Annotated in this window: 14 protein-coding genes; 2 read left to right on the plus strand and 12 right to left on the minus strand. The window is 69.7% G+C overall.

Annotated features, from left to right (window positions below; all coding sequences use genetic code 11):
- Positions 1-378 precede the first annotated feature (378 nt).
- Positions 379-1,320 (minus strand): pentapeptide repeat-containing protein, encoded by a 942-nt coding sequence (locus Q0994_RS31680; protein WP_299541714.1) that lies wholly within the window; start codon positions 1,318-1,320, stop codon positions 379-381.
- Positions 1,321-1,745: 425 nt separating this feature from the next.
- Here Q0994_RS31680 and Q0994_RS31685 point away from each other — a divergent pair, with 425 nt between their 5' ends.
- Positions 1,746-2,267 (plus strand): hypothetical protein, encoded by a 522-nt coding sequence (locus Q0994_RS31685; RefSeq protein WP_299541716.1) that lies wholly within the window; start codon positions 1,746-1,748, stop codon positions 2,265-2,267.
- Positions 2,268-2,398: 131 nt separating this feature from the next.
- Here the strand turns inward: Q0994_RS31685 and Q0994_RS31690 are convergent, their stop codons facing one another.
- Entirely contained in the window at positions 2,399-3,433 is a 1,035-nt protein-coding gene (locus Q0994_RS31690) for a peptidoglycan-binding protein (protein WP_299541718.1), read from the minus strand.
- 374 nt (positions 3,434-3,807) lie between these two features.
- Positions 3,808-4,839 (minus strand): peptidoglycan-binding protein, encoded by a 1,032-nt coding sequence (locus Q0994_RS31695; protein ID WP_299541720.1) that lies wholly within the window; start codon positions 4,837-4,839, stop codon positions 3,808-3,810.
- 239 nt (positions 4,840-5,078) lie between these two features.
- Here Q0994_RS31695 and Q0994_RS31700 point away from each other — a divergent pair, with 239 nt between their 5' ends.
- A complete protein-coding gene (locus Q0994_RS31700) occupies positions 5,079-6,566 on the plus strand; it encodes a peptidoglycan-binding protein (RefSeq protein WP_299541722.1) in 1,488 nt (495 codons plus the stop codon).
- A 144-nt stretch (positions 6,567-6,710) separates the two neighbouring features.
- On the opposite strand, the gene Q0994_RS31705 is transcribed toward Q0994_RS31700, so the two are convergent.
- The 9 genes from Q0994_RS31705 to Q0994_RS31745 form a co-directional block, all read right to left on the minus strand.
- A complete protein-coding gene (locus tag Q0994_RS31705; protein ID WP_299541724.1) occupies positions 6,711-8,081 on the minus strand; it encodes a replication-relaxation family protein in 1,371 nt (456 codons plus the stop codon).
- Positions 8,082-8,751: 670 nt separating this feature from the next.
- Positions 8,752-9,903: a caspase, EACC1-associated type gene (locus tag Q0994_RS31710; RefSeq protein ID WP_299541726.1), complete on the minus strand. Its 1,152-nt coding sequence runs from the start codon at positions 9,901-9,903 to the stop codon at positions 8,752-8,754.
- Positions 9,900-10,256 carry an effector-associated constant component EACC1 gene (locus Q0994_RS31715; protein WP_299541728.1) on the minus strand — a complete coding sequence of 119 codons (357 nt, stop codon included), beginning with the start codon at positions 10,254-10,256 and terminating at the stop codon, positions 9,900-9,902. Before Q0994_RS31715 ends, Q0994_RS31710 begins: the two co-directional genes overlap by 4 nt.
- A gap of 184 nt (positions 10,257-10,440) precedes the next feature.
- Positions 10,441-11,049 (minus strand): hypothetical protein, encoded by a 609-nt coding sequence (locus tag Q0994_RS31720; protein WP_299541730.1) that lies wholly within the window; start codon positions 11,047-11,049, stop codon positions 10,441-10,443.
- On the minus strand, positions 11,046-12,293 hold the full coding sequence (locus Q0994_RS31725) for a hypothetical protein (protein WP_299541732.1): 1,248 nt from the start codon (positions 12,291-12,293) through the stop codon (positions 11,046-11,048). The genes Q0994_RS31720 and Q0994_RS31725 overlap by 4 nt, the downstream gene beginning before the upstream one ends.
- Before the next feature lie 3 nt (positions 12,294-12,296).
- Entirely contained in the window at positions 12,297-13,040 is a 744-nt protein-coding gene (locus Q0994_RS31730; RefSeq protein ID WP_299541734.1) for an ATP-binding cassette domain-containing protein, read from the minus strand.
- 91 nt (positions 13,041-13,131) lie between these two features.
- A complete protein-coding gene (locus Q0994_RS31735) occupies positions 13,132-13,500 on the minus strand; it encodes a hypothetical protein (RefSeq protein ID WP_299541736.1) in 369 nt (122 codons plus the stop codon).
- A 750-nt stretch (positions 13,501-14,250) separates the two neighbouring features.
- Positions 14,251-15,105: a hypothetical protein gene (locus tag Q0994_RS31740; RefSeq protein WP_299541738.1), complete on the minus strand. Its 855-nt coding sequence runs from the start codon at positions 15,103-15,105 to the stop codon at positions 14,251-14,253.
- Complete coding sequence (locus Q0994_RS31745; protein WP_299541740.1) at positions 15,102-15,935, minus strand: sigma factor-like helix-turn-helix DNA-binding protein; 834 nt, start codon at positions 15,933-15,935, stop codon at positions 15,102-15,104. The genes Q0994_RS31740 and Q0994_RS31745 overlap by 4 nt, the downstream gene beginning before the upstream one ends.
- Positions 15,936-16,040 lie beyond the last annotated feature (105 nt).

Below are 16,040 nucleotides of genomic sequence, written 5' to 3' on the forward strand. Positions count from 1 at the left end.
GGGCAGCGGGCGGACGCGGGCGGGCGCGCGCGGGGCAGCGGGCGGACGCGGGCGGGCGCGCGCGGGGCAGCGGGCGGGCGCCGCTCCCCGCTGAGAAAAACAGACAACCCGGACACCTGGGAGGTCAAGCCGAGAGGCGGTCCGGGAAGCGGACCAGACCGCCCCAGGAGCCGCTGCGCGGCGGTCTGGCGGCCCACGCCCCCCGGACCCACGGGAGCCCCAGGGCGGCAGAAGCGCGCTCACGGGGCCGAGGAGCAGCGGCCCGAGCCGATGACCCTCAACCCACCTCCGCTCACGCGGAGAGCACGCCGACGTCCGCCGACGCGGGCGCAGGGCGTCCGGCCCACCTCCGCTCGCGTGGAGAGCACGCCCTTCTGGTCACGCGCTGGAGGGCTCCGCTTCCAGGGCTCTTCGTACGAGCGGGTTCTGTGCCAATTTCAGGGGCAGCTTGGTGGTTCGGTCGAGTCGCGCCTGCAAGAGCATTTTGACGTCGATACGTATGTCTCCCGCAAACGGGTCTTTGCGCAGGTCTGCGCCGCGCAGGTCAGCGCCTTTCAGTACGGCCCCTCTCAAATCTGCGCCACCGAGGTCCGCGCCCCGCAAATCGGCCTCACTCAAATCCGTGCAGGTGAAATTTTCACACTTGGTCACCAGGCCCGTCAGGTTCGCCCCGCGTAGGTCTGCACCATTCAATCGGGTTCTATTTACCCACGCGCCATACAGATTGGCATTGCGCAAATCCGCCCCGTCCATGAACGCGCCCCCCAGGAGAGCCATAGTCAGGTCCGCCCCCTTCAGGTTCGCTTCGGGCATGGATGCGCCCTTCATGATCGCGTTGGACAAGTCCGAGCCGCCCAGGTCGATGCCGTCCATTCGCGCGCTTTCCAGGTTTGCAGACCCAAGGACGACCCCACGCATGTAGGCGCCCTCCAGCCACGCTCCCCGCAGGTATACGTATGTGAGATCGATGACCGCGTCGCCCAGCTCTCCCTTTCTGTTGCCGTCCTCCATGACGGAAAGTGCGGATTCGATGTCCGCCGGCGCCCGCCACGCGATGCCCCTTTCCTTCGGCTTCAAGGCGTGTGCCCGAACGTAGGACGAGAGCACGTTCGTGATGGCCGTGCGATCTCCGGGAGAATCCCGCATAATATGCTGGAGTGCGTAAATTCCACCAATTCGGACATCCTGGGAGTCTTCTCCGAGATTTCCGACAGCCGAACTATATCGATCGGCTATCTGGCCCTGGCGGGTTATTGCCTGATCGCTGTTCACCTGCCTGATGGAAATCCAGGTGAAGGCGACGACGGCGAGCGTGGCCAAGGAAGCCAGAAGGCTGACACTCCGTTCCAGCCATGAGGCCCATCCTCGGCCGCCGGTTTCCGTCGCACCAGAATCCTGGATGGCCCGGGCGTCGCCGACCCTGATATCCGTGCGGCTCCGTTGCACTGCCCGACGGCGCTGTCCGACCTGTCGTGCTCCCAGCGGGGGGCGTATGCGCGCGGGCGCCTGCCGCCTTGCTCTGGCTGCGATCCGTCGCAGTTGACTGCCACGTAATCCCGGGCGCGGTATCTCCCCTGTCATGCAGTCCATTTGATCGCACTCGACGGTCGTCCACTCGACGTTCACAGCATTGGCGACACGAAGAGGGCTCACTTACCGCTGTCACGCTCGCCGCTCTCGCGCTCACCGGCTGCGGAAGCGAGCTCAGCGGCAGCGGTGCGCAGGGAGAGCCTGCCGGGGCCGTCGTGTCCGCGGCGACTCCCGCACCGTGCTCCCCCGAGCAGGCCGCGTTCGCCGCGCTGCTCGCCACGTACGCGCGGGACTGCCCTCCGGCCGACGGAACCCCGCTGGTACCCGCCGGCGAGAAACCGACCGGCCCAGTACCGACACTGAGCCTCGCGCCCGGGGAGACTCCCCCGGCCGACCCGATCGAGCCCGGCCCCGTCACCGGGCCCGCAGCCGAGCTCAGCGCCCGCGACTGGTGCACCGGCGGCCACCACGAACAACGCACCATCGAGGCACTACTGAAAGTCCCGGACCCCACCCCCGCCAAGGTCCGCGAAACCCTGAACCGCCTCGGCTACACCGACAACCACATCCACGGCCTCAAGCAGGACGGCGCCACCACCCGCTTCCACCTCGACCTCCGCGAAAACGGCGGCCAGCTCTGCCTCACAGGCGCGGCGGCAGGCGAAACCACGGACGCCACCCTGTGCGTGGCCCCCGCCACCGGGCCCTTCACCGTCATCACGGAAGAACAGCCGTAACCACCAGCGCCCCAGTTCAGTCGCCGCTGCCGCCACAGGTGGTCCTGTGCCGGCGTGGGCGCTTCGTACCGCCTGGCACACGGCTGCGGCCGCGCCCGGGAAGGGGTGCGGCCGCAGCGGGGTGGAACGCGTTACCTCCAGGCGCAGTGGATGTGGGTGCTGTGGCCGGGGTCGCCGGGGCCGAGGACCTGGGTGGCGCCGAGGGCGGTGCAGAGCGTCATGACCTTCTTGTGGGGGGCGCCGCTGCCTACGTGGATGCCGTTGATGAAGTTGGCGTCGAAGGAGAGGCCCCGGTAGTGGTGGGAGCCCTTGCTGTGGACGCCGCCGACGAACTCGGAGATCTGCAGGGTGTAGCCGTACTTGTCGTGCAGGGTGATCAGGGCGTGGAGCATGCGGGGGTCGAGTTGTACGCGCTTGTAGCCGACGTGGCTGTTCCCGCTGGTGGCGGCGCCGATGCCCTTCGCCATGTCGTGGATGTTCCGGTAGGCGGTGGAGCGGGAGTCGACGGTCTCGGAGTGGGTGCGCGCGTAGGTGATGCCGCGCGTGTTCAGGAGCTGGCGGGCCAGCGCGACGGATGTGCCGGCCGGCTTGCCGGTGGCGGGCTTGGCCGGGGCGGCCCTGTTGATCAGGGCGTTCCACGTCTTCGGGCCGACGATGCCGTCGGCCTTCAGCCGTGCCCCTGTCTGGAAGCTGCGGACCGCGCTCCTGGTGTTCTCTCCGAAGACGCCGTCGGTCTTTACGCCGAGTTGGACCTGGGCGGCCTTGACGGCGGATCCCTTCGCGCCGGTGCGCAGGGTGGGGGCGGTCAGCTTGCTCCAGGTGTTCGGTCCGACGGCCCCGTCGGTCTTCAGGCCGGCGCGCTGCTGGAAGCTGCGGACCGCGGCCGCCGTCTTCTTGCCGAAGGCCCCGTCGGCCTTCACGGCGTGGCCGCGGGCAGCGAGCAGGTGCTGGAGCGTCAGGACGTCCGTGCCCCGGGAGCCGGTCTTCAGGACTGGCCAGGCGGGGAGCCTGGCGGCGTTGGTCGCTGCGTGGGCGCCCTCCCTCGTCGAGGCGTTGGTCGAGGCGCTGGCCTGGTCGCCGGTCGTACTGACCGCGCCGAGCGCGGCGCCGGCGAGGAGGGCGGCCGCGAGGCCCTGCAGCAGCGGGTTCCTGAGGTTCTTGCGCATGTGGGTGTCCTTGTTCGTGTGGGGTGGCCGGCCGCGTACGGCGGCGGCGTGGGGTGTTTCGCCGGCCTGCTGGGCGGCGGTGACGAGGTGAAGAGTCGGCGTACCGCTGTTCCGTTGGAAGCCCGGTCCGTGTTCCAGGCGTTCCGTCTGTTCCGGTGTTCCGGGCGTCGTGTTGCGCAGGCCTGTGAACTGGGAGAACGGCGGGCTGCTGGAACGGTGGAACGCGACGGTCAGCGGGTGATGCGCCGGGCGTCGGGCTGGAGGTCCGCTCCGGACCGGGGGTCTGGGCGGGAGTGGGGGTGGGCTCGTAGCGGTGCGGGAAACGGCGACCGCCCCCGGCAGGTGCTGCCGGGGGCGGTCGGGGTGAGAGCGGGTCAGCTGACGTAAAGCGTGAGGTTCTTGGGCCAGCGGGCCTGGTCGAGGCGCTTGAAGAGGTCCTTGATGTCGCCCGGCGTGAGCTTGATGCAGCCGAGGGACTTGTAGTCGTTGGCGCCGTCCCAGCGGTCGGAGTCGTCGTGGTGGGGGGTGTCCTTGCCCTGGCCTCCGTTGCGGGTCATCTCGCTGTGGATGAACAGGTCGGTCCGGGTGACGTTGCCGGTCCTGCAGGGCTTGTTCGGGAGCTGGATGGCGTAGCCGTCGATGGCGTTGCCGTCGCGGTTGGTGAAGTGGGCCTGCACCTTGTACGAGCCGCTGGGCAGCCAGCCCAGCCCGGAGGCGCACTCGTCCGTGTTCTTCCCGGAGCCGGCGCGCCAGGACTTGAGCGTCTTGCCGTCGCGCACGAGGGAGAGCTTGGAGTAGGTGGGGTACTTCCTGTTCTTCTGGAACTGGAGGGAGTAGCCCTTGATGGCCGGCTTGGCGAAGGAGCCGGTGATGAGGGCGTTCCACGTCCTGGCGTCGGCGGTGCCGGTCGCCGGGAGGTTCTTCCTGGTCTGGAGGGTGCGGACGGCGGCGGCGGTCTTCTTGCCGTAGATGCCGTCGGCCTTGAGGCCGAGCTGGACCTGGAGTGCCTTGACCGCGGACCCCTTGGCGCCGGTGCGCAGGGTGAAGGCGGTCAGCTTGCTCCAGGTCTTCGGTCCGACGGCCCCATCGGCCTTCAGGCGGGTCCGCTGCTGGAAGGCCGCGACGGCGGCCCGGGTCTTCTTGCCGTAGGCGCCGTCCGGGTTCACGGCGTGGCCGCGGGCCGTGAGCAGGTGCTGCACGGTCACGACGTCGGTGCCGCGGGAGCCGGTCTTCAGTACCGGCCACACGCCCTGGAACCCGGTCGGCGAGGCGGGGGTGCCGTAGGAGCCGGGCTTGCTGGATGCGTTGGCCTCGTCGCCGGTGGCGTTGACCGCGCCGAGCGCGCCGCCGGCGAGGAGAGCGGCCGCGAGGCCCTGCAGGAGAAGGTTCCTGACGTTCTTTCGCATGTTCGTCCCTCGATCACGTGACCACGCCCCCTACTGGTGGGGGAGGCATGGGAGCGGTTGCGCCGCCCGGCCGGGCGGCGCTGACGAGAGGAAGGTTCGGGGTACCGGCGTTCCATCGGTAGCCTGATCCACATTCCATGCCGTTCCGCCTGTTCCACACGTTCCAAAAGGCTCTCTGACCTGCGGAAACAAAGGATGCTGGAACACGCGGTTTTCCATGATCGTGTCGAGGGGGACGCGTGCTGTCCAAGGACGAGGGACGCCGGAGCGGGAATCTGCCGGAGGTCGAGGCCCTGCGGGCCGCGCTGGTACGGCTCAGACAGGAGAGAGGCCTCTCCCTGACCGCGCTGGCCCACGACAGCCATATCTCACGGTCGACGTGGAACCGGGTGCTGAGAGGCGAGTCGTTCCCGCCCCGCAAGGAGATCGAACGGCTCAGCAGAAGACCCCGGTTCGACGCGCAGCATCTGGTGGGGCTGTGGGAGGCCGCCGACGCGGCCATCAAGAAGGCCGCCGCCACGGGGGGCGGGGTACCGCCGATCCCGGCCGACGGCGACACCGCCCCGGGGCCGCCGGCCGCGGCGGGCGCCGTCCAGGCACCATCAACCGGTGCCACCGCTCCCAAGGCCGCGGCGGCGGCCGGCGTCTTGGGCGGGGGCGTTCCGGCACCTGGCGGACAGGCCCGTCCGGAAACCAGTGCGGCGGCCAGGACCGGCAGGAACGCTGCTCCGCCGGCTGCGGCCGGCCACGAACAGGACACTGCCGCCGGCGCACGGGCCGGGACGGGCTCCGAAGACGTTCCACCATCCGCTCCGCGGTCCGTTCCACCCACCGCGGCAACGGACCAGCAGCCCGTACCGGCCCGACCGGACGCCCAGCCTCAGGACACCCCGCCGGCATCCGAAGGCGAACCGGGCACCAAGACGGCCGCGCCGGTGGACGCACCCGCCGGCCCCGCTCCGGAACGCGGTACCGAAAGCAGGGCCGCCAGCCGGCGGTCCGCCGCACCCACCTCCACGCACACGCCCGCGGCCAGGACAAGCAGGGCCGCGAAGCTGGCGATCCTCTTCCTGGCGCTCCTGGTGGTCCTGCTCGTCGGCCGGTGGGCCGCCATGCCCGACACCGGCAAGCACAACTCCGCCACACCCGGCACCTCGCTGCCCGGCACCACCGGCGAACCCCTGCCCGACACCACCGGGAACGCCGACGAAGGGGCGGACGGCGGGGACGTGGGAGACGAGAAGCCCCAGGACACTCCCCGGCCCTCCGGCGAGCCGACAGCGGGAAGAGACAACACACCGCAGGACCTCCCCACCACCGGCCCCGACGGACCCCCAGAGCCCGGGGCCCCGTCCGGCAGTCAAAACCCCGCTCCCCGGGCAGGCCAGACGCCCCAGGAAGACGAAGCGCCCCCAGCCTCCCCGGACCCGACCACCGCGACGACAGACGCCTCGCTCGGTACCGCCGGGCGCACCGCCTGCGCCCACTACAAGCCCAACCGCCGCGTGATCCTGGCCAAGGGCATGGTCGGCACCAACGTCGCCCAGGTCCAGTGCCTCCTCAACCACAACTACGACTACAACCTCACCGAGGACGGCAAGTTCGGCACCGGCACCGAATCCGGCGTCAAAGCGATCCAGCGGTGCTCCGGCATCACCGCCGACGGCAAAGTCGGACCCGCCACCTGGAAATACCTCGACTACCCCACACCCACCTGCGGCCACTGACCCACCATGCCTCCACCACCCGACACAGCCCGGGCGGGCCGCCTGGGCCCGCACGCGGCCGGAGCAAGCGCGGCCACGGCCGCCAGCCGCAGCCGGCTTCCGCACCGGGCGCCTGCGCCTCACTGAACGGCTTGAATCCGGGGATCAGCGCAGGAAGCCGAAGAGACCGTTCCTCCCGGCTTCCTCCCGCCCCTGTGGCTCCCCGGCGGCGCGAACCTCTACGGCCTCCCGTGCACGGTTCTTGGCGCTGGTGCAGACACCGCAGTCACCACCCGGGGGCCCCGAGGGTGCGGTCTCCCAGCCGTCGCCGGCCCGGACTTCACGGCCGCAGGTCGGGCACGCCCACGCCGCCGCCTTCTCCCGGGCCCGGACGGCCTCCCGCTCCTGGCGCTCGCGCTCCTCCCGGGCGTGGTGCTCGGTGCGGCGCTGTTCTTCGCGGGTGTGGAAAGCGCGGTGGTCGTCGGGGTTGTCGAGGGCGGTTTCGAGGGTCTGCCAGGCAGGGTGTCCGTAGCGCCACCAGACCGGCCCGTGGGGGCCGTGCTGCCGGAGGCGGGCCAGGGTGGTCGTGAGGACGGGAATCGTCGCGGTGTAGTCGCGGTAGCCGTCCCTGGCGGTGCGGTCGTGGCTGCTGCCGCCGGTCCAGGTGCCCTGCCAGCAGTCGGTGGACAGGTCGCGGATCGCGGTCATGCGGTTCATGACGACCTCGGGGCTGACGTCCTTGGCGAAGACGAGGGCCAGGGGCGGGTAGCCGTCGTGGTGGGAGTCGTCCCACAGCGTCGACCAGAACGGCACCTCACGGCCCTGGTGGTCCTTGGCGGTGCGCCGGAAGAAGCGGCGGTAGCCGTCGATCTTCCGGGCGACGACCGCGGACGGTTCGGTGTGGTTGTCGACCTCCACGAACATCACCGGGACCCCGTCCTCCGGCGCCCGCAGCACCGCGTCCGCGCGCAGGCTCCCCCGCGCCGGTGTCGTGAACGTCCCCGACACCGGCAACGGCACCTCGGTCTCCCAGCCCCGCAGATGCCCCAGCCCCGGGGGCCGGGCCGGCAGGATCCGGGCCGGGGCGGGCACCGCACCGGTGGTGGTGGTGCGGCGGGCGACGGGCTTCGTCGGCAGGGGCGGGGACTGGCGGAACGCGTCGATCGTGTCCGTCACCGCCAGCGCGTGCGGGGCCCCGGCCATCGCCGCCTCCCTCGCGGTGCCGCCCATCTCCCGCACCGGACGCCCCACCTCCGACGCCGCCGACGCCAGCCCGGCCGGGGTCAGGTTCCACACGTCCCGCCACACCGGCCGCCCCGACGCCGCCAGAAACGACGTCCGGCCCACCGACTCCACAAGACCGGCCGACCGCAGGTCCTTGCACGCGTTACGGACCGTCTGCACATCCACGGTTCCCGGCAGCACCAGCTGCCGCAACTGCTCCGCCGTCGCGACCTTCACAATCCCCAGCGCCAGCAGCACCAGGCCCCGGCTCTTCCCCGTCGACTTGTACGGCCACGCACTCGCCCCACCCATACCGCCAACTCCCTCTCCCCCACCACCGGCACCCGGCGGCACCGGCACGGCCACGCGGCCCGGGCGGCTGCCCGCGGCCCGCACCCCGACGACCGGCCGGCCCCCTTTCACCACAAACTTCAGCGGTCAAAGAGGGTCGTCGGCGTCACCGGCAGGCCCTGAAACGGACGCTGACCTGCACCGCAACCGGCCCGCCCGGCCATGATCACTGTAGGGAAGAGTGTAGGGGCAACCGTAGGGAGACCTGTAGGAAGAACCGTTGGGCCGGCGCTGCTGCCCTGGGGCCTGATCGGTTCTCAGACAGGAAAGCAGAATCATGCAGGCTCCCTCCGGGGCGGGGCAGCATTGGGGAAGCATCAAATTCGGACGTGCTCGGCCGTTCTGAACCGAAAGCAGGAGCGCCGCTGAAAGAGTTGCTGCGTCAGTCAGCCAGTCGATTCGGGGGATGTGGAGCTGTGGCAAAGGAGCGCAAGGGGTATTACCGGGCAGCTCACTACGTGAAGCCCTCCTCGTCCTCGAGCCGGTGGAAGAAGCCGTCGGCAGGCGCGGTCCTGGTGGTCGGCGTTGTGGCCATCGCTGGGTGGAACACTCTTGTCGGAAACGACTCCGATGACACACAGAAAGCACCTCGGCCCCACACCTCTGGGGTTTCGGCTTCGGCTAGCCCTGGTCAGTGACTACGGCCGCGCCAAAATCCGGAGAGCCGACGCCGTGCCTTCCCAGACGCAGGCTTGTTTTCGTCGGGCTTTTGGGTGCCTGTCTCATGGATTGTGGCTGCGCTGCGGCGCAGTTCTTGCCAGGTGCTGTGCCATTGCTCGATCTGGTAGTTAGGGACGCCGCACGCGGATAGGTAGGCGGCTGTGGTGCTCCAGGTGGCGGGAAGCGTGTCGCGGTTGACCAGTTTGCTGATGGTTCCCGTGGAGAGGCGCCCGTCTGAGCGGCGGCTGACCTCCTGTTGAGTCAGACCGCTTGTCTCTCGCGCACCCGCGAGGCTCGTCAAGAAGCCCGTGACTGTGCGGATCGAAGTTGGGTCGGGCCATGGTCGATGGCCGGGCTCGGGGTTCCTGCCAGCGGGGGCCGGGCCGCCGGCAGGGAGGTTTGCGTGGTTTTGCACGAGTGCCACTTGAGCGCCGCTGTTGCGGTTCCTGGCCTGGGGAACGGGATGCCCGCGCGCTTCCAGGGTCAGGCGCAGGTGGTGGTAGACGGTCTCCAGATCGAGCACAGGTGGGCCGCCGGGGATACCTTCACGCAGCGTCTCGAGGAGGGCGCCGGTGAAGGCAGTGTGCGTGTCGCCTATCGGGGCCAGGGCGGTGCGAGTCTCGGCGGAGGCTGCGAGCAGGAAGGTGCCTTCCACAGCGGCGTGGTCGGCGAGTCCCCGCGGGGCGCTCATCCTGCCGAGGGCGAGCCCGCTGTAGCAGCAGTCGAGGAAGACGATGTGCCGCTGCGCCTGGGAGTTCAAGAGAATCTGGCGCAGCCAGTCGTAGTCCAGGCTGGTTTCGATCCGGTTCGGCTGTGTGTGCGGCATGGCCAGCGTGAGCGCGTCGTGGGCATTGATGAGGCCGTGGCCGGCGTAGTAGACGATCAGAGTGTCGGTGGCCTCCGCCGCCGCCTGGCGCAGTGGCTCCAACACGGCGGCGTGGTCGGGCGGGTTCTCGACGACGGTCACGTGCGGGGTAGGCAAGCGCAGGGACAGCGGGCCGCTCAGAAGGTCGGCGAGGGCGGTCAGGTTATTCGAGGCGGCCGGGAGTTGCTCGAGGTGCTCGTAGCGGCTCGTGCCGATGAGGACTGCCCTGGAGGCCCCAGGGTCAGGCAAGACGCTCACGCGTCACGGTCCTCGCCGACTGCAGCGTTCAGTGCTGTGGTCGCCCGCTCGATCTCCTCGGGCGAACAGTTGGTAAGGATGACGACCGTGTCACCGTGGCGGATCTCCACCCGCGGTCGCTGCGGCCGGGTCTGCCGCCACGCAGCCAGCGCCAGTACGAACGATGCCGCGCTCCACCCGTTCCCGGTGACCAGCTGCAGCACGTCGAGTGCCGTGCCCATCTCCCCCGGCTGCGGCGTGCTCCCGCGCACCTCAGTCTCCGCGGACCTACGCACATCCGGATCCGAGCGCAGCCATCCCTGCAACGACCGCAACTCCCCCGCACCCGACTCCAAACGCACCTCTAACCGCATCCAGACCTCCTCGCATACAGGCACAGGCGCCTCCGTTCACGGCTGCCGAGGGCTATCGTCCCCCACCAGCCCAGGGCTTGTGGCAAACCCGCAAGATCAGACCCGGCACGGCTGCTCTGTGCGGCATTTTCCTGCTGGATCGGCGGCGGGCAGGTTGCGGGAAGGGCATGAAGTGCGCGGCTCGTCAGACAGCAGCAGGACGCGAAGCGTGGCGGCGCGGTGCCAAGAGAGTCGTGGCAGCGATGCCGGCGGTGAGCAGGAGCAGTGCGGTGGCGGCGGCTAGCGGGGAGCTGGCTTGGTGCAGGGGCCAGGTCCACGGGTAGGGGCGTCCGCCGGGGCCGAGGCCGACGAGTGCGCAGAGTACGGGCACGACGGCGATGGCGAGGGGTCCGTACAGATGGCCGGCGAGGTACTGGACGAGTAGCCCGGTGCCCAAGTACCCGAGGAGGTTCCTCGCCGCGGCGAGCGGTGTGGAGGTGTCCGTGGCGTAGGCGGTGGCGAGTGCGAGGGCGGTGGCGAGCAGGCCGGCTGCCGCGAGAGTGGCTGCCCGGTACTGGGCTACGGGGCGAACGGCGGTGGTGTCGTAGACGCGGGGCACCCGGTTCAGGGCGTAGAGCGTGAGCGCGGCGGGGATGGCGGGGAGCACGAGGGGGATGGGGATGGTCGCGCTCGCTCCGGTGAGGAGCGAGGGGATCGGCAGGGTGGAGCCCGCGAGGAGCGGGACGAGGAGCATGGTGGCGGTGAGGACTGCTGCCGTGAGGGGTGTGGTGTGTGCGCGGTGCCACCAGTTCACTGTGTGGCCGCCCTGGTGTAGGAGGCGGGGTCGAGATCGGGAAGGACGGCGCAGTCGTGGACGGAGCGCATGTTGCGTTCGTACCAGGCGTGCTGGGCTTGTGCAGGGAGGGTGCGGATGTGTTCGGCGAGGGTGATCGCTTCGATGGGCCAGCGCTGTGCGAGGTCGCTCTTGGGGACGCCGCCGGTGAGGGCGAGCCAGGCGTAGAGGGCAATCGTCGCTTCGCCGCCGGGGTAGGCGGCGCCCTGGCGCAGGGCGCAGGCGGGTACCTCGTTGGGCAGTGGGCTGGTGGCGATGTTCGAGGCGACGTCGGCCTTGTCGGGCCGGGGGGTGCCGAACTCCACCCGCCGGGCCGGGGTGACGCCGACGGTTGCCAGGCGGGCGGTGGTCTCCTCGGCCCAGTGGGTGATGTCCGTCCTGCGGGTGTTCTGCTCCGGCCACAGGCAGATCTGCGGCGTCTGCCCGGCGCAGGTGCGCAGCGTCGTGTCGCGGGCCTGGGTCCCTTGGAATTCGAGCGGGACGGCCAGGGTCAGCGCGACCGCGGTGGCCGCGGCGAACGCTGCCAGGGAGATGAGGCGGCGCCGGCGGCGGTTTCGCAGGGCCGAGGTGAGGACGACGGCCGTGACGATGGCGAGGGAGAAGGTGAGGGTAGCGGCCAGGCTGCGGACGGACGGCTCCTGGTCGAGGCCGCAGCACTCGGTGACGCCCTGTCCGTTCAGGTGGCGCAGCCAGGGCAGGGCGCCGATCGCGGCCGGCCAGAACCCCCACAAATATCCGAAGATCAGCATGGTGGCGGTGCCGAGGAGCCGGGGCATGCGGGCGCCGACGAACCAGCCCAGAGCGATGTGGGCCAGGACCACGCTGTAGGAGACGGCGAGGATGGCCGGGTTCGGGAGGCCGGACGGGGACGACACTGAGGTCAGGATGACCACGAACGGTGCGGTCATCGCGACCAGGCCCAGTACGGCGACGGGGCCGAGGTGCAAAAGTGCGAGGCTGCGTGTTCCGCGGGCCGGGGCCAGGGCGGTGATGCCGCCCTGCTTGAGGCGGGCTGATTCCCAGGCGGCTCCCGCGCCGCACGCGGCGCTGATGAAGCCAACGACGATCGTGGTCTGGGAGCTGATGGAGGGCCAGTAGGCGATGGTCGAGGCGGTGTTGCGGGAGCTGAACCACGCCAGGACGGGTACGAGGACGAGGGCGGTCCACGCGGCGGGACCCGAGCGCAGGAGTGTCGCGAGGCGCATGGTTCAGGCCTCCCCTCGGACCAGGCCGCGGTAGGCGCTCTCCGCGCGTCGTTCGTACGGGGTTCCGGCGGGGGCGGTGGCGAAGAACTCGTTCACCGGCCCCCGGAACACGGGGCGGCCCCGGTCGAACACGATGACGGTCTCGTAGATGTCGGCGAGGTCCTCGGTCTGGTGGGTGGAGACGACGAAGTGCACCGCTTCGCTCAGTTCGGCCAGCAAGTCCCGGAAGACGCCGCGCTGGACGGGATCGAGGCCGGCGGTCGGCTCGTCCAGGAGCACGACCTCGGCCTGGTGGACGAGCGTCTGCGCGATCCCGAGGCGCCGCATCTGGCCCCCGGACAGTTCATGGCTCTTGCGGCCGCCCAGTTCGGTGAGCCGCACGCGCTCCAGCGCACCGGCGGAGCGGTCCCATGCCTCACGCTTGGACAGCCCCTTCAGCCAGCCCACATAGGCGGCCTGCTCCCGGACCGTCAGGGCCGGGATCGCCTTCACTTCCTGCGGCAGCCAGCCCACCTTCTGCCGGAACGCCCGCCGGTCCTTGCGCCGGACACTGTCCAGGCCGCCCAGAGTGACGCGGCCCGACACCGGGGTGAGCGAGGACGCCCCCAGCGAGAGCAGCGTCGACTTCCCCGCACCGTTCGGGCCGAGCAGGACGGTGCACCCCCGCGGGAGTTCCATCGTCAGGCGGTCGAGCACCGGGGTACCGGCCCGGTAAGCGAAGGAGCAGTCGTTGTAGTGCAGTGGCACGCAAATCCCCAGGGTGAGTGATGACTACAGGTCCAGACGGAGGGGTGGGGGAAGCGGTTGCAACCGCTTCCCCCACCCCTCCGCGAACCGGTCAGTACCGCACAGTGACCGTGGAGACGCTGAACGCGGCGCTCACCGTGTCCTGCCCGTTCAGGCTCGAGTAGTTGAAGTAGTACTTGCCTGCGGCCTTGTCGCCGAAGCTTGACGTGTCGCAGTAGTTGTTGTCCCTGTTGACGACGGTGTCAGGCAGGTTGTTGACCTCCTTCTTCAGCTGCAAGCCTGCGTAGCTGAAACTGCCGGAAGTCACGGAGCAGCCGGAGAACTGCACGCTGGTCGAGACACTGTCGGTGTTGCCGTCCGTCCAGTGGCTCGACTCCTTCCCCGGCAGCCAGTTGTAGATGTAGCTGGTGTAGCCGCCCTGCGCGAACGCCGGCGCGGCTCCCAGCACTCCGATGGCCACGGCGCTCGCCGCAACGGCTGCTATCCGAGACGTACGCATAGATCCCCCTCATCGCACCCCGCAGTCAGCCGGATGCGTATCGACGTCGTTCACCAAATCGCCCCGTGACCGTAGTGCAGCCCAACGCCCACACACATACGCGTGTTCGATTAGGTGGGAAACCGCGAGTACACCGTCCGTAACCAGTAGCCAGGGGACGCGTCGCCGTGATCCGGGCAGCCGCCAATGGCCCCCGGCCGGTTCCGACCCGTCTCCCAACACTCCGCTTCGCCGCGACAGGCTCAACGACTTCGGTCCGCAGGCATATGCCGACGGGCAAGAAATCGGAAGCCCACGGGCGCGCATCACGCGGGGACCGCATTCCGCCCCACGCACCCCTCCCAGCGCTCCCTGCACTCCCCCACCAGAAGCGGCAAACCACCAGGCCGAGCATCAATAGCCCCGATACTCACACTCTGTCACTTTGAGTAGTCATTCCATCAGCATTCCGGGCCATGAAGTTGTCCGAAAGCAGGACGACCGTTGGCCTGGACTGCCCCTCGCACTCCATACGGCAACCAGAGACGAGGCCGCTGGGACAGCACCGCTGACACCGCTCTCCAGCCCTCACCCCCGCCTCCAGCCAGCCAAGTTCCGTCGGCATCCAAAAAAGGCAGCCACAACTACCTCGGCAGGAAGCCCGGCGCTCAGACGACTCGGGCTGCCGTCGAAGACACCGACCGGGAAGGTCCCGTGCCGCACTCACCTGTCTCATCCCCCGTACGCGCGGCGCGGAGCAGCCCATCGCGGCGCTGCGGAGGAGGGCCAGTACCGGCCTGTTCCCGTGCTCGTAGGAGACGCGCGTTTGGTTTGGGGGTGGCGGTTGCTCGATGGGTGGCCGGTACTGGCGGTGTCTGGGCGGGGACGGGTGGGGAGGTCGTTCGGAGGGGCCGGCTGCGGGGGGGTGGTCAGCAGGGTGCGGATCCGGTCGGCGAAGTCGTCCCCTGGCAAAGGCAGGTCCATGTCCGGCTCGCGGAGGTAGCCCGCGGTGACCGCGGTGGAGAGGCAGGTCATGAGTTCGATGGTCTTCGTGGAGCGAGGCCGCTGGGTATGTCTGGTGAGCAGTCGCAGCATGCGCAGGAATGTGGAGGTGCTGGGGTTGGGGTCGAAATGGTGGGGGGCGGGGGCGGATTGTGGTGGCTGGGTGTGTTCGGCGTCGTCGGTTTGGCGGTGCCACCAGTCGGCGGTGCTGCGGTCTCCTAGGGCGAGGTGGTGGAGGTAGAGGCAGTAGGCGGCGGTGGACTGGTCGGCGCCGGCGGCGTACTGCCACCAGAAGCGGGCGCCGTCGTCGGTGTCGGTGAGCTGGAGGACGCAGGCGAGGACGAGGGCGCTGCGGGGAGCGGGAACTTGGTTGGTGACGAAGTCCGCGACGGCTGCGGCGGGGGTGTGGGTGACGAGGGCTTCACACAGGACGCGGAGGTCCTCCGCTGCCGCGGTGGCGGTTGCCGGATCTGCGGGGAGCGGGCTGTCTGGAAGGGGTGTGTGGTGAGGGGGGACTGTACCGCTGGGTGGAGTGCGGTCGCGGGTGAGGCGGGTCCGGGCGAGCAGTGCTGCGATTCGGGTCATGGGGTGGTCCCTTGGGTCTCGGTCGGCGGGCTGAGGACGTGGTTCAGGTACCGGATCGCGTAGCGCTCTTCGGACCGAACGGTGGCCAGAGAAGCGCCGAGGAGGTGGGAGACGTGTTCGGCTTCCATTCCGTGCAGGTGGCTCAGGACCATGACGTCGAGCTGCCGGTCGGGCAGCCGGCTGATTGCGGCGAAGAGGCTACGGGTTTCCTCGATCTGGGCGTTGCGGTCGGTTTCGGTGGTGAGCTCGGCCAGGGCCGTGGTGTGGAACGCGGCGGAGGTGAGTGAGGGTCGGCCGTCCACGTGAGGCGCGAGGGACATGATGCAGCTTCGCAGGACCTGCCAGGCGTAGTGGCGGGTGTCGGGGCTGGCGAGGGCGTCGGGCCAGGACTGCCACAGAACGTCGAAGGTTTCTGAGATGGCCTTGTCGCTCTGCTGGTCATCGAGGAAGGTCTGGGCGTAGCGGCAGTAGTCGTCCTCGACCAGGTCCTGAAAGGCCTCGATCGCCCTGAGAGGGACATTGGGCGGCAGGACGAGTTCCTGGAGGACTCCGTGTTCCACGGACTGCGCACTGGGGGTCAACACGACCGGCTCCCCGCCGGAAAGTTCGATCCACCGCAGGCTCTTGTTCGCGTCGAGCGCTCCCTGCTGCCATAGGTGCAGCAGGGGCCACTGAGGGAGCCCCAGGACCTTGGCGATACCGAGCACGTTCTCCCAGCGGGGGTAGAGGCCGATGCCGCGCAGAAGCTCGGAGAGCTTCGATTTCGAGAGGTTGACGCGCGTGCCGAGTTCGCTGAGGGTTAGCTCGCTGGCCTGGTACTTTTCCCGCATCGGATCCAGCCAGGCACGGTGCGCGGTGCTGAGTCCGAGCGCCGGGGGGCCGAACTTGCGTCCGCGGCGCGCTCCTGCGGGGCGGGTCGAAGGTTCCGACGAGTC

Source organism: uncultured Streptomyces sp. (assembly GCF_947488945.1).
In the GTDB taxonomy this organism is placed as follows: Bacteria; Actinomycetota; Actinomycetes; order Streptomycetales; family Streptomycetaceae; genus Streptomyces.

Bases quoted from the DNA above. Each gene is read 5' to 3' on its own strand.
- Q0994_RS31740 (WP_299541738.1), bottom strand. From the start codon at position 15,105: ATGACCCGAATCGCAGCACTGCTCGCCCGGACCCGCCTCACCCGCGAC.
- Q0994_RS31695 (WP_299541720.1), bottom strand. From the start codon at position 4,839: ATGCGAAAGAACGTCAGGAACCTTCTCCTGCAGGGCCTCGCGGCCGCT.
- Q0994_RS31690 (WP_299541718.1), bottom strand. From the start codon at position 3,433: ATGCGCAAGAACCTCAGGAACCCGCTGCTGCAGGGCCTCGCGGCCGCC.
- Q0994_RS31745 (WP_299541740.1), bottom strand. From the start codon at position 15,935: ATGCGGGAAAAGTACCAGGCCAGCGAGCTAACCCTCAGCGAACTCGGC.
- Q0994_RS31715 (WP_299541728.1), bottom strand. From the start codon at position 10,256: ATGCGGTTAGAGGTGCGTTTGGAGTCGGGTGCGGGGGAGTTGCGGTCG.
- Q0994_RS31725 (WP_299541732.1), bottom strand. From the start codon at position 12,293: ATGCGCCTCGCGACACTCCTGCGCTCGGGTCCCGCCGCGTGGACCGCC.
- Q0994_RS31705 (WP_299541724.1), bottom strand. From the start codon at position 8,081: ATGGGTGGGGCGAGTGCGTGGCCGTACAAGTCGACGGGGAAGAGCCGG.